The organism is Citrobacter meridianamericanus (genome assembly GCF_041320245.1).
Classification (GTDB): domain Bacteria; phylum Pseudomonadota; class Gammaproteobacteria; order Enterobacterales; family Enterobacteriaceae; genus Citrobacter; species Citrobacter meridianamericanus.
Genome location: NZ_CP101036.1, coordinates 1548851 through 1562054 on the forward strand (window position 1 = coordinate 1548851; position 13204 = coordinate 1562054).

Below are 13204 nucleotides of genomic sequence, written 5' to 3' on the forward strand. Positions count from 1 at the left end.
CTTGGTCCAATTCATCTCCTACTGATGGGATAAACCCTATATTTTAACTAATTAGATAAGATCTCTAAATTTTACGATATTTTTTAATTGACTTTAGCTAATCCGCTCAACTTGCATAAAACGAGTCACTATGGTGTTAGGCTTTTTGGGGAGGCACCCTATCCAAGATAGTAACTATATCAGTCACTTTTATCTGATCGATGAGTTGCAATAACGTATAACAATAGATGTCGGACAGTAAGTGATTGAATGTTATCTAATTGCTTGTAAATAAATAAGAAAATTGAAAAAGTTACGTTTTCTTGTTATAATTTATCAGTAATTTGCCGGGGGATGTTTATATGAAGCTTGAAACTCGTATGCGCCAGTCGATTCAACATCGTTGTGGAGTTGTTCTATCTCGTTCTGATTTGGCTCCATTGGGAAGCAAGACCCAAGTTACACATGCATTGAGTGTGTTAGTGAAAAATGGTGAACTTCTTCGCCTTTCTCAAGGGGTTTACGTTAAGGCCAAAAGAGCGGGGAATGATGTAAAAGCGCAGGGTAGTCTTGATGTTATCATTCGTGAAGCAGCCAACAAATTAGGCTTCCAGCTTCTCCAAAAAGACTTGTGCCTCGAGAAAGTAAATGCCTCACAAGGTGAAATTATTGTTGAAGTCGATGCACCAAGAGTTAAGCGCAAGCTTGTCATAAATGGGAAGACTATTTGCTTTCGTAGTTATAGCCGTAAGTCTGCTACTAAAAATACAGCATTCAAATTGGCAAAGACACCTCCTACTAAGGGAGTTGCTCGTTATGTCGTAGAGCTTGCTCGCTATTACAACGTATCTTATTGCTACAACGCGATGGATCAGTGGGCTGATGCTGTTACTCGCTTAGCTGGTGATGAGATAGTACATGATACCGTCGAAGATCTTCTTGTTGCTCTAAAACGTGCGGGGAAAATCACCAAGCAAGAAGTTGCGAAGTTGTCAGTCAATTACCTGCGAGAACAAAAACAAAGTGTTTGATCCGTTTAATGATTTTGAGCAAGTCGGTTATTTACGTAACCATCATGGTGTAAAAGACCCAGAGATTGTTCGTCAACTTGAACATACAATGTTTCGTGCTGGTTTAGATGAAGCTTTAGTTTACTTAGCGGGAAGATCGGACTTGTGTTACGAAGATTTCTTGGAAGTTCATCGGATATTATTCGAAGAATTCTATCCGTGGGCAGGTCAAGATCGTACAATTACTGCTCCTAATTGTGCGGTATCTAAAGCTGGCACGATGTTTTGCCATCCTCATGATGCACGATTAGCTATTGAGCAGGGTCTACGTCTCGGACAGAATGCAGAGTCTATGCGTCAGCGTCCTGGTGAGGTTATGGGCTTTTTTGCATATGGGCATCCATTTCTTGATGGGAACGGACGTACTATGTTAATTGTTCATAATGAGCTTTGTCATCGAGCAGGCTTTTCGATTGATTGGCATAGAACTAATAAAATTGATTACCTAAGAGCCTTAAGCGCTGAAATTGAATCCCCATCAAAAGGGCTTTTGGATAACTACCTATTACAGTTTATAGGCGGTACTCGAGATCGAAATCTTTGGGGGGAATCTATAAATGGTATTCGTGGTTTAGACGGTCAAGGTATAGAAAATTCCGTAGATGGTGAGTACACGGACATAGCAGTTGCTCAAAAGTATCAATCATTCGAGATGAATAGAGGTCTGTGACAAAGCGTTGGGAGGAATGATTGAGACCCGAACTGACCAGTCTATACCCCAATGAGCTCTATCAGATCCGCATGGATATCAGTGAATCCTTTGCCTAGATGAAAGCTGAGCTAAAACGTCAACATGTAGTAAAAAATTTTAGCATGGTATATATAATGGTACCGAGTATGTTCTTATTTCTAACTAACTGTTATATAGACTAATTCACTTCTTGTTTATATTCGAGTGGGAGTGAGGGGGGGGGGTTAATTGCCTGACTTGATAAAAGAATACCAATGAATTTTATCTATTGGTGTTATTTTTAATAATATGAAAGATTTAAACTCCCTTATTAAATTAAGAATACTTTATTATTCATAGTCCCAGCCCCATGAATGTAAACATTGTATTGCATGAAGGAGAGCACATAAATGGATGCTTTTGGATATTGAGAAATAAAGCTTTCCACTAAAAGACTTATCTAAGCCCTCAGGCATGTTTATATAACCTAATGTTCTCAATTGTGTTTTTGTTCTTTTCATTTCAGAGTAAAGTTGTGGGGATTCTCTCAGTTGGAAGTGCTCTTTATTTCCCTGAAGGATTAACTCGTCAAGGTAATTAGCACTTATGGTAAGATTGGCTTTTAGATTGTTGTACAACGTATTGAAGTTAATCATTTCTTTTTGAACGTTGCTCATCAATTCTTGTAGTTTAGATTGATCAAGTCTTGCTTTCATCTCTAGAACCAGATTGCAAAAATAAGTATCATTCACTAAATCCGCCTCTAGGTATGTATTTGGTTCTAAATGATACTTTAAATTTATTCCTTCTCTGAAGGAACAATCTCCAAATATATTTTTAACCGGATTGAGATTGTCCTCAATAAAAGATATTTGGTAAAGTCTATGTGATATGTTTTCTGAAGTTTGCCAGGCAAGTTGCCCCTGGAATGTACGGAAAACCATTTCTGAACTTTCATGCAGTAAATGCCTTAGATATCTCTCTGCATGTTGATTGGTGTCATATCGGTCGAAATGGTTAACTATTTTTACTAATGTCTCCCCAGCTAGTCTACTTAATTCAAGAAGATCATTTTTATGTTTGTTTTGTGTTTTAATTAGTGCTTTTCTATATGCCAGATGAGATTGAGATAAATGAGAGCGATAGTCATTAAAATGATTTCTCTTTGCAAAATCACTTTGCTTTTTTGCATACAGCATACTGAATGCCGATACAATTAATGCAGCAAATGATAATATTTCAGTTAATCCAATATTCATTGTATCCATAGCATATCAATTATTTTTATACGTCTAGTAATTATACTTTGTTGAACATTTCTGCATCAAGGGAATTGTTCAAAAGATTAGAATGGTAAAAATCCTCTCGGGATCGTCGTGAGACTGATTGATCTGTCCCTAGTATTAGACACAATCGTCAGTTAGTAGGGCCGGTTTTCCTAGACGGCACAGGAATACGTCTCTCGAACTCTATCGGATTGGCTCATTCGCAGACGAATGTCTGCGAATGAGCCAATCCGAACCTGCGCAGCTTGAGGCTGGCATATTCAAACTCATCATGCCCGCAGCATAGAGCTCTCAGATTACAAAAAGGCCCGCCAGTTGTTTTGGCGGGACTTTTTGTTTTGCATAGTGGCTTTCTGCTATTTGGGACCGACCAATTTTAGCACCAACTTTGATTTGTTTTGCTCGAACGTGTAAATCGCGGCCAAGGGGACCGCGGTGACAATCACCCCTGACAGGACCGAGGAGACTTGTGAGTTGAATTTATTCAGTAATGGCACTGCGGCAATGCCTTGGCTAATAACCCGTTGAGCGTAAATGCCGACAACAGCCGATGCCGCACCCATAATCACGACTTGCAAGGCCACCAGTTTGTCTGGCTCATTGCTGGTAACGATACGGGTTGCACGCACAACGCTGAGGGTGCTCTCACGAATCAGCGCATAGACAAATGAAGGCATCTTCAATACCAAAGAAATGAGAATCTGAGGTATCACGCTCAAGGCGCCTGCTACGCCAGCCTCGATGCCCAGCGATTTCGCACGCGACCAAATTTGACGTTCTTCAAAACGCTTGGCGAGTTCAGCGCTCAGGCGATTCTTGCTGAGCTTCATCTCTTCAACAATTCCTTCTTCGGAGACAAACTTCATGCGTTTCAGTTCGTCCAGGAACACGTCAATGGTCTCCACCACAATCATGCCCACGACCTGTTGTGCGGCCATGGTCGCGCCAGTGAGGGCAACAGTGGTACCGATCTCTTTAACTGCTTGGATTTTTGCAGAGCGGATAACCTGCTTACTCTCTGCATAAATTTTATCGACCGCCTTTTTGTCGATGACATGCTCTTTACCTGATCCCTTGATCGTCACGATCAACTTACCGTCATCGGTAGGATGTGGCTTGGAATTCGCGGACAGCCAGTCATACAGGTCAGCCTCACCCTTTTGGCTGTTGATGCTTCGGTGCATGTACTTCAGATTGCCGGGGTCGTTCACGACCTTACCCAACTGTTCATCGGTCAGGCCCATTTTCAATAGCTGAGAAGAGAAGATTTCTTTTCTTGAGGTGATGTGATCGACCGAGACAATAGTAGCCTTATCTCGTTCATAGACCAAAGGTTCATCCGGGTTGTAGTCATTCCGGAAAACCGTACCGTTCGGCGTTTTATCAGAGGGCTTTGCATGGGAGTAGTCACCAAACGTGCCATGTTTATCGTGTCGATAGGTATCGTAGTCGTCAGTCAGCTTGCCATATTTAGCAGCACTTTTTTCATCTAGGATGCCTCCTAGCATAAAAGCAGCAATCGCGCGTCGAATTGATTCTTTGCGGCATTGCTCGTAGATGTCGTCCACGGAGCTTGCTGGGGTAGGTAGACGCTTTTTAACGTCGTGACCATGTCGAACGTGGTCTTATCCAGTTCTAGCGTATCGCGGAACATGCGGTTGAGCTTGCCTGCTGATTGCTTGGAAAATTTTATAGCGGCTTCTGTTGTTTCGTTCAGGTCGAAATTCTGTACGGCATCGACGGCACTGTCTTTCATGTTCACAACGCCATCGCTCGCTTTGACGGCCTGATCTGCAAGATAGTCACGGGTGCCCGCATAGTCATGTTCCATGACTGTATCGATAGCCTTTGTTGTAGCTTTGCCCGCCTGGTCCGCTATGTTTGACGCAGTCCGCTTAGCAGTTGCTTGCGCTTCTTGATAATCAAAGTCTTTGACCATTTGTGACGCGGCGGTTGCCGCCTCTGCGCCTTTGGCCGCTGCGTCACCAAGCTTCTTTTTGGCAACTGCAGCCGCATCTTTCAACTTGTCCGCGCTGAATTTATCGAAGAAACTCATGCTGCACCTATTCCATTATTTTACAATTTGAATCAAATGTAGCATAGGGCACTGGCAATTAGATCCTTCTCAAAAAGGCGTTATTGCATAAATCGTTGCCCTTCAAGCGGTAGGCTTGCTACATGAGTCAGCCCCGCAAGTCCCGCTATCGAGCTACCAACTGGAAACAGTACAACGCAGCCCTTAAGGCTCGGGGTTCTTTGACAATCCGCTACGATGCTGTTCAGGCTCTGATGTGCTTTTTCTTTGTATGGTATTTTTAATGGTATTTGATAGTAGATTGTTTTTAACCTATTGTTTTGTAGTTGTTATTTATTTTCATTTATCATTGAGTGGGAATAATATCTCTCTCCGTTAGCGGTTTTTGAACGGTAATATGTCAAACCCTCTTTAACAGAGGGTTTTTTATTGCGCTCACACCGGAGAACAACTTATTAATCAACTAACTGTAGCTGGGGAGGAGATTGGGGTGACACATTCTCCACGCGGATATCCATCTGCGGATACGGCAGGGCAATATGGTTGGCGTCCAGGGCTTCTTTAATGTTTTCCAGCAGATCGTAATAGGTATTCCAGTATTCGATGTTGGGTACCCATACGCGGACGTAAAAATTCAATGCTGAAGCGCCCAGTTCGCCCAGACGAACGGTTACTCCACGTTGCTTATCGATGCGGCTATCCTGCTCGATAATCTGGTTAATCACGCGCTTAACATCTGCTATCCGGGTCTGATAGCCCACGCCAATCACCAGATCGATCCGACGAAAAGGGTGGCGGGAATAGTTAATGATATTGTCAGCGATGATCTTACCGTTTGGAATGACCACTTCTTTGCTGTCGGCGGTGAGCAGGGTGGTGGAGAAAATATGCACCTTTTCCACCGTTCCGGTGACTGCGCCAATTTGTACCACTTCTCCGGCGCGGAAAGGACGCAGGGAGACCAATAGTACGCCAGCGGCAAAGTTGGAAAGCGATCCTTGTAGCGCGAGCCCAATGGCCAACCCGGCGGCACCAATGACGGCAATAATGGAGGATGTTTCGATACCGACGCGACCCAACGCGGCAACAACGGCGAAAGCGAGGGTAATGTAACGTACCAGCGCGGTGAAGAACTGGATAATGGTTCGGTCAACTTTACGTTTTAACAGTAACTTTTCCAGACCACTGGAGAGCAGGCGAGAGACAAATTTACCGACAAACAGTAAAATTACGGCGGCAACGATATTCCACCCGAATTGAATAACCGCATCGCTGTGTCCAGCGATCCATTCAAGACCGCTGCTTATTTTCGGAAATAATGAAAAACCACTCATGGTAAAACCCTGTAGAATTTAAAATGGTAATGATTCAAATAAGCATTTAATTCCATACATAATATTAATGCTTTCATCTGTGATATTTTTTGGCGATATTAATTGACGTCTATTTGAACACGGTGTGTTTTTTTATACCCAGTCAATCGGAACGTAAAAATCAGCGCGAATGGTGCGGTGAAGTGGGATTAAAAGATTGTGCATTTGTGCGAAAACACGGTTTATCATCCGATAACTCCGTGCGAGTGGTGGGTAAGGCAGCGTTTTGTTTCATCACTTAAATCCCTTACCGGATGGTTAAATGTCAGGCGATTAGCCATCCGGTAAGGAATCTTAATGCTGAGATATTACAGGCGCGAGCGATCAGCGCACGTCGGTTTGAGCAGGAGATGCCTGTTGCGGCTGGGTGATCTGCTGAGATTCTTTTTTGTTCTGGTGGTGCTGCCACGCACCTATAGCGGAGTAGACGAAGCGTCCGAAGAAGAAGAGAAAGCTGATAAGCAGTACGATCCGGATCATGCGACTATTAAATCGATGTCGTTTGCGTAGGCTGGTAACCTGGCTCACAAAAGGTTCCTTGTAGTGTACCCAACTGAGGGCGATATTCACATTAAGGCATACTGTGGGGCAATGGTCAATTTTTCGTTATGTAAAATTGCTTCAGTTGTTTCATCCTCATATGTTATGAAAATTAATATTATTATTTGCATTAATAATGAATTAACGATAAGAAACGATGAAAAGAGTAATAATTGATTAATGAGAGTCTTTTTTTTGATATATGTCAAACGTCACTGTTTGATGATAACTAAAATCGATGAGACATCGTAATGTATTTAACTTTATAGTTTAGAGTCAGGTGGGATGCCTGTCTGAATACCCCCTGCAGGATGTGCGGGATTCTACTGAGCATCTATGAAACTCAAAAAACATTATATTGGTATGAGAGATAGATGGTGGGCGTTACCTCTCATCTTACCATCTTTGCTGTTGCCTATATTGAGCACTGCTAATACCTATGCCCATATTAGTTCTGGGACCGTAATTCTTTTCTACATGCCTTTGGCGTTGATGATTAGCCTGATGCTATTTTTTGGCTGGGCGGCATTGCCGGGAATTATCATTTCCATTATCTGCTACAAATATCCGCAGGTTGGGTTATTTGAAACGCTCTCAATAATTTCGCACTTTATTGTTACGATAGTGCTGAGTTGGGGAGGGTATAAAGTATTTGCTCCCCGGCGGAACAACGTATCTCACGGTGACTCCCATCTGATGTTTCAGCGCATGTTTTGGCAGGTCTTCTGCCCGGCGACGCTGTTTCTGATCCTCTTCCAGTTTGCCGCGTTTGTGGGCGTTTATGAGAGTAAATCCGGCATGGTGGGGGTTATGCCCTTTAATACTGGCACGCTGATCAACTATCAGGCCATGCTCGTCGGGAATCTGGTTGGGGTTCCTTTGTGCTACTTTATTATTCGCACGATCCGCAACCCTTTGCATGTCAGAGGCTATTTTTCTCAATTAAAGCAGCAGTTTGATAACAAAGTTACCAAAACCGAGTTTGCGATCTGGCTGATTATATTGGCTGTACTTATGGCATTACTGTGTATGCCGTTAAATGAACAAAGCTCAATATTTAGCACAAATTATACGCTGTCGCTGTTGCTACCCGTCATGCTCTGGGGAGCAATGCGTTACGGCTACAGATTTATTTCGCTGATATGGTCTGTCGTACTTATTACCGCAATTCATTATTACCAGCGTTATATGCCCTGGTATTCTGGCTACGATACCCAGCTTGCCATTACCTCGTCGAGTTATCTTGTTTTCTCCTTCATCGTGAACTTCATTGCCGTACTGGCAACGCGCCAACGCTTTGTTACCCGGCGCAATCATCGTCTGGCATTCTTTGATCCGATGGTGCATCTGCCAAATTTGCGCGCATTGAACCGGGATTTGAAAAAAACGCCATGGTCAGTACTCTGCTTTTTGCGTGTTCCGGGCATGGAGTTACTGGTAAAAAATTACGGCATTATGCTGCGTATCCAGTACAAGCAAAAACTCTCACAGTGGATAACGCCACAGTTGGAACAGGATGAGCATGTCTATCAGCTATCGGGTAATGACTTAGTTTTGCGTTTTAACACCGAGTCTCATCAGGAGCGCATTGAGGCCCTGGACAGGCATATCAAGCAGTTCCGTTTTATTTGGGATGGCATGCCTTTACAGCCGCAGGTGGGGATCAGTTTTTGCTATGTCCGTTCTCCTGTTAACCATATCTATCTGTTACTGGGAGAGTTAAGCACCATTGCCGAACTTTCTCTGGCGACCAATGCGCCAGAGAACTTGCAGCGCCGGGGCGTAATGCACTTGCAACGTGATCTGAAAGATAAGGTTGCGATGATGAATCGTCTACAGCAGGCGCTGGAGCACAATCGTTTTTTCCTGATGGCGCAGCCGATTTCTGGCGTACGCGGCGATGTTTATCATGAAATCCTGCTGCGTCTTGAGGGGGATGACGGTGAAACCGTCGCCCCTGATTGCTTCTTGCCGGTCGCGCATGAGTTTGGCTTGTCGTCCAGTATTGATCTATGGGTGATTGAAAATACGCTGAAGTTTATGGCGCAGAATCGGGAAAAAATGCCCGCCCGTCGGTTTGCCATTAACTTGTCACCCACGTCGATATGTCGCGCCCGACTTCCGCATGACATCAACAAGCTACTGGTTAAGTACAAGGTTGAAGCATGGCAGTTGATCTTTGAAGTTACGGAAAGCAACGCCTTAACCAATGCGGAACAGGCACAGGCAACGTTACTGCAGCTGCAATCTATGGGCTGTCAGATTGCGATTGATGATTTTGGCACCGGATACGCCAGCTATGCGCGGCTGAAGAATGTGAATGCCGATATCCTGAAAATTGACGGCAGCTTTATTCGCAATATCGTTTCGAACAGCCTCGACTACCAAATCGTGGCTTCTATTTGCCATCTGGCGCGGATGAAAAGAATGCAGGTGGTTGCAGAGTATGTTGAAAGTGAAGAAATACGCAGTGCGGTAATTTCGCTGGGAATTGATTACATGCAGGGATATTTGATTGGTAAACCCCTGCCATTGCATGAAACGCTGGAAGAACAGGCGCCAGTTGAACTGGCACCTGCTGAGAGTTTATGCGGCGATATCGGGTGAGCTTTCTTCTTCAATTTTGAGACGCCAGCCGGTTACGCCCTCCCAGTATTGCTGCTCTTTTTCCAGATCGAGCAACACCAGCGCATTTTGGCTAAACCAGTCATGCGGGAAGCGTAAGGTCCAGTGGTTGTCGTCGGTTATCAGAGTCAGGGATGGCGGCGTAGTAGTCGCCTGGCGCTGATTATTCAGCAGCACGCCCAGGCGCAACAACTGAATTAACGGCAGAAACTGTTTTTTCTTGAATAACGTAAAGCGAGGCAAGTCATCCAGTTTCACCGCTTTGCGATGATAACGAACTAATGTTGCCATCATCAGCTGTTGTTCCTGATTAAACCCCGGTAAATCGCTGTTTTGTAAGATATAAGCAGAGTGGCGATGTAAACCGCTGTGGTTGATGTTCAGCCCAACCTCATGCAGCATCGCTGCCCAGCGCAGTAACGCTTCCAGTTGAGGATTGGCCAGTTTTGGCTGCTGCGTATGCCACTGGTCGTACATTTTCATCGTCGTTTCCAGCACGCGCCGGGCCTGTTCGCTGTCGATGTTGTACTGATTCGCCAGACTGCTGGCGGTACGGCTGCGAACGTCCTGGTGGCGAAAACGTCCTTCCATCTCATACAGCACGCCTTCGCGTAGCGCGCCATCAGAAAGGCGAAGTTCGCGGATCGCCAGTGCGTCAAAAACGCCGCACAGAATCGCGAGCCCGGGAACAAATACCGCCTTTCGCTCCTCTGACAGCCCCGGCAGGCTGAGCGCATCAAATGAGGCATGCTTCAGCACTTCAGATGTCAGTTTGTCCAGGCGTTCGGGGGTGATAAAACCGTCTTTTTCACCCATCTCCAGCAGCACTTCGTGTGCCGCTTTAATCGTGCCTGACGCGCCCATTGCGACATTCCAGCCCTGAATGCGAAACTGCCACGTTAAGGTTTCGAGCTTCTGCGCTGCTGCCATGCGGGCACGCTGAAAGTTTTCCCGGTTGATGACACCGCCTGGGAAATACATCTGGGCAAAACTGACGCAGCCCATACGGCGGCTTTCGACCAGCCTGGGCTCGAAATCTTCGCCGATCACCAGTTCTGTTGAGCCACCGCCGATATCAATAACCAGCTTGCGGCCTTTTTCCGGCTGGGTGTGTTCCACACCCATAAAAATCAGTCGGGCTTCTTCATTACCGGAAATAATCTCAATCGGGTAGGGGATGACTTTTTCTGCTCGCTTGAGAAAATCGGTCGCATTTAGCGCCTGACGTAAAGTATGGGTTCCCACGATGCATACGCTTGACGGGGGAAAGCCCTGCAGACGTTCGGCAAATAGCGACAGGCAGCTTAATCCGCGTTCCATTGCCTCTTCGCTCAGTTTGTTATCTTCGCCGAGGCCATCCGCCAGGTGAACGCGTTGTTTCAGTCGTCCGATTATCTGCATTGCGCCATCAACCACGCGGGCAATGACCATATGGAAACTGTTTGAACCAAGGTCGACCGCAGCAAATTCTTGCGGCCGTGGAGTCTTGTCGTGTATTGGCATAGCGTTAGTCAGGTTGCTCGAGTGATTTGATGTAATCGTAAATCGCCAATTGTGACTGAACTTTACGGCGGTTTCCGCGCGGTACGTAGCGATTACTGAGTTCTTTATCGATGAAGCGAGCCTTCACCGTGTCGCTGAACAGGATATCGATAATATCCAGCACGCGCTGCTTAAGACGAGGGTCCAACAGCGGAGTGGCGACCTCGATACGATAGTCGATATTGCGGGTCATCCAGTCTGCGGAGGAGAGGTATACCTGCTTATCGCCACCGTTTTCGAAAATATAAACCCGGTCGTGTTCAAGGTAGCGGTCAACAATGCTTATCACGCGAATATTGTCACTGATACCTTCCAGGTTTGGGATCAGAGAACACATACCGCGAATCAACAAATTAACCGGTACGCCTGAGCTTGAGGCCGCATAGAGACGATCAACCAGGCCTTTATCGACCAGGTTATTCAGTTTTAGCGTGATACCAGAAGGCTGGCCTTGCTGTGCATTAGCGATCTCTTTGTCGATCATCGCGTACAGCAGACGGCGTGAGTTCTGCGGAGAAACCAGCAGATAATCGAACGTCACCGGACGATACGGGTTTTCGATGAAGTTGAAAACCCGGCGAACCTCGTTGGTGATGCGCGAATCAGCGGTAAGCAACGAGTAGTCGGTATACAGTCGCGCCGTTTTTTCGTTGAAGTTGCCCGTCCCGATATGCGCATAGCGCACGACTTCATCACCTTCTTTACGTGAGATAAGGAACAGTTTGGCATGAATTTTCAGACCCGGCGCAGAGAAGATAACGTGAACGCCCGCTTCGGTAAGACGTTTGGCCCAATGGATATTGGCTTCTTCATCAAAGCGCGCCTGTAATTCCACGACCACGGTCACTTTTTTACTGTTATGCGCGGCATGGATCATCGCGTCAATAATGCGCGAGTCTTTTGCCACACGGTAGATATTGATCTTTATCGCCAGTACGCTTGGGTCGAAGGAGGCCTGACGCAATAGTTCGAGAACATGCTCAAAGGTGTGATATGGGTAATACAGCAGTACATCGCGTTCACGGATTGCATCAAATCCGTTACGGAATTTCTCGTTGTCGAACCAGATGTGGCGCAGACGTGGCAGCGGTTTATTTACCAGGTTGGCTTTGCCAACGTTGGGGAAGTTAATAAAGTCTTTGAAGTTATGGTAACGCCCGCCTGGCACAATCGAATCGTAGCGAGAAATCGTCAGTTTTTCACGCAGTACCTCAACCAGCGCATTGGGCATGTCGCGCTGATAGACGAAGCGTACAGGCTCTGCGGTCAGACGCTGTTTCAGGCTGGATGACATCAGCTCCATCAGGCTCGATTCCATCTCGTGCACCAAATCGTATTCAGCGTCACGGGTCATTTTCATCGAATAGGCGTTCAGTGCATCGTAATCAAAGAATCCTTTGAAAATGTCGTCAAGGCAGTAACGTAAGATGTTGTCCAGGAGGATCATCGGTTTGCGACGGCGCGGGGTTTCCGGCGGCAGATTCACAAAACGGGGAACCTTATCAGAAGGGATTTCCAGCAGCGCGTAGCGGATTGTATCGCCACGGATAATTTCCACCGCCAGATAGGTGTAGTCATCTTTCAGAAACTGAACTAAATCCGTCTCGCGATTAATCAGAATCGGCGTAATGTGCTGGCGGAGATATTGCTTGAAGTAATGGCGTAACCAGCTCTGTTGATTGGCCGACAGCTGACGTTCGTTGATGAGGAAAATCTGATTGCGCGCCATCTCCAGCAACAACTCGTTGTACAGTCCGTCAAATTCCTGATCGGCTTTTAATACGCGAGCCTGGATTTTGCCCAACAGATGGCGGGAGTGAGAGTTTGAACCCTGTTCTTCGCTAATAATGATTCGGCGCTTCAGTTCGGCAAAGCGAACCTTGTAAAATTCGTCGAGGTTGTTGGAATAGATGCCTAAGAAACGCATCCGTTCGATCAACGGGTTTGATTTATCAGCAGCTTCCTGGAGTACGCGTTCGTTGAACGCTAACCAACTGAGTTCTTTCTCTATGTATAGCTTTTCCTGACCCATTACCACTTTTACTCCGTTTCATTCACGGGACACTACCGATTTATTATGGCGA

General features: G+C 45.8%; 10 protein-coding genes and 1 pseudogene. 4 read left to right on the forward strand and 7 right to left on the reverse strand.

The annotated features are described in order from the left end of the window. Window positions 1–341: 341 nt before the first annotated feature. Together NMD08_RS07325 and NMD08_RS07330 are read left to right on the forward strand one after the other, a co-directional pair. Window positions 342–1010, forward strand: a complete 669-nt coding sequence (locus NMD08_RS07325) for a hypothetical protein (RefSeq protein ID WP_023308158.1) — start codon at window positions 342–344, stop codon at window positions 1008–1010. Next, the gene (locus tag NMD08_RS07330) at window positions 1003–1719 is read left to right on the forward strand and encodes a Fic family protein (RefSeq protein WP_023308157.1); all 717 of its coding nucleotides are present in this window, start codon (window positions 1003–1005) and stop codon (window positions 1717–1719) included. The genes NMD08_RS07325 and NMD08_RS07330 overlap by 8 nt, the downstream gene beginning before the upstream one ends. A 350-nt stretch (window positions 1720–2069) precedes the next feature. On the opposite strand, the gene NMD08_RS07335 is transcribed toward NMD08_RS07330, so the two are convergent. The 3 genes from NMD08_RS07335 to NMD08_RS07345 form a co-directional block, all read right to left on the reverse strand. Continuing rightward, complete coding sequence (locus tag NMD08_RS07335) at window positions 2070–2978, reverse strand: hypothetical protein (protein WP_023308156.1); 909 nt, start codon at window positions 2976–2978, stop codon at window positions 2070–2072. A gap of 383 nt (window positions 2979–3361) precedes the next feature. After that, window positions 3362–4573, reverse strand: a complete 1212-nt coding sequence (locus NMD08_RS07340) for a hypothetical protein (RefSeq protein ID WP_197733976.1) — start codon at window positions 4571–4573, stop codon at window positions 3362–3364. After that, complete coding sequence (locus tag NMD08_RS07345; protein ID WP_001544042.1) at window positions 4507–5061, reverse strand: hypothetical protein; 555 nt, start codon at window positions 5059–5061, stop codon at window positions 4507–4509. Before NMD08_RS07345 ends, NMD08_RS07340 begins: the two co-directional genes overlap by 67 nt. A gap of 122 nt (window positions 5062–5183) precedes the next feature. On the opposite strand from NMD08_RS07345, the pseudogene NMD08_RS07350 reads away from it, so the two are divergent. Further along, window positions 5184–5279: pseudogene (locus tag NMD08_RS07350) on the forward strand (IS5/IS1182 family transposase); the annotation flags it as partial. 216 nt (window positions 5280–5495) lie between these two features. On the opposite strand, the gene mscS reads toward NMD08_RS07350, so the two are convergent. Further along, window positions 5496–6374 carry a small-conductance mechanosensitive channel MscS gene (mscS, locus tag NMD08_RS07355; RefSeq protein WP_151217647.1) on the reverse strand — a complete coding sequence of 293 codons (879 nt, stop codon included), beginning with the start codon at window positions 6372–6374 and terminating at the stop codon, window positions 5496–5498. Between the two features lie 363 nt (window positions 6375–6737). Then, a complete protein-coding gene (locus tag NMD08_RS07360; protein WP_151217646.1) occupies window positions 6738–6941 on the reverse strand; it encodes a YfgG family protein in 204 nt (67 codons plus the stop codon). 348 nt (window positions 6942–7289) lie between these two features. Between NMD08_RS07360 and NMD08_RS07365 the strand changes: the two genes are divergently transcribed. Beyond that, window positions 7290–9560: an EAL domain-containing protein gene (locus NMD08_RS07365; RefSeq protein ID WP_370619881.1), complete on the forward strand. Its 2271-nt coding sequence runs from the start codon at window positions 7290–7292 to the stop codon at window positions 9558–9560. Here the strand turns inward: NMD08_RS07365 and ppx are convergent. Together ppx and ppk1 are read right to left on the reverse strand one after the other, a co-directional pair. After that, window positions 9540–11081, reverse strand: a complete 1542-nt coding sequence (gene ppx / locus NMD08_RS07370) for an exopolyphosphatase (protein ID WP_187258609.1) — start codon at window positions 11079–11081, stop codon at window positions 9540–9542. The two genes, NMD08_RS07365 and ppx, sit on opposite strands and share 21 nt — an antisense overlap. Window positions 11082–11085: 4 nt before the next feature. Next, a complete protein-coding gene (ppk1, locus tag NMD08_RS07375) occupies window positions 11086–13152 on the reverse strand; it encodes a polyphosphate kinase 1 (RefSeq protein WP_003037917.1) in 2067 nt (688 codons plus the stop codon). Between the last annotated feature and the right edge of the window lie 52 nt (window positions 13153–13204).

Excerpts from the sequence above, each read along its gene's own strand:
- NMD08_RS07335 (WP_023308156.1), bottom strand. The coding sequence starts at position 2,978 with ATGAATATTGGATTAACTGAAATATTATCATTTGCTGCATTAATTGTA.
- mscS (WP_151217647.1), bottom strand. The coding sequence starts at position 6,374 with ATGAGTGGTTTTTCATTATTTCCGAAAATAAGCAGCGGTCTTGAATGG.
- NMD08_RS07365 (WP_370619881.1), top strand. The coding sequence starts at position 7,290 with ATGAAACTCAAAAAACATTATATTGGTATGAGAGATAGATGGTGGGCG.
- ppk1 (WP_003037917.1), bottom strand. The coding sequence starts at position 13,152 with ATGGGTCAGGAAAAGCTATACATAGAGAAAGAACTCAGTTGGTTAGCG.
- ppx (WP_187258609.1), bottom strand. The coding sequence starts at position 11,081 with ATGCCAATACACGACAAGACTCCACGGCCGCAAGAATTTGCTGCGGTC.
- NMD08_RS07345 (WP_001544042.1), bottom strand. The coding sequence starts at position 5,061 with ATGAGTTTCTTCGATAAATTCAGCGCGGACAAGTTGAAAGATGCGGCT.
- NMD08_RS07325 (WP_023308158.1), top strand. The coding sequence starts at position 342 with ATGAAGCTTGAAACTCGTATGCGCCAGTCGATTCAACATCGTTGTGGA.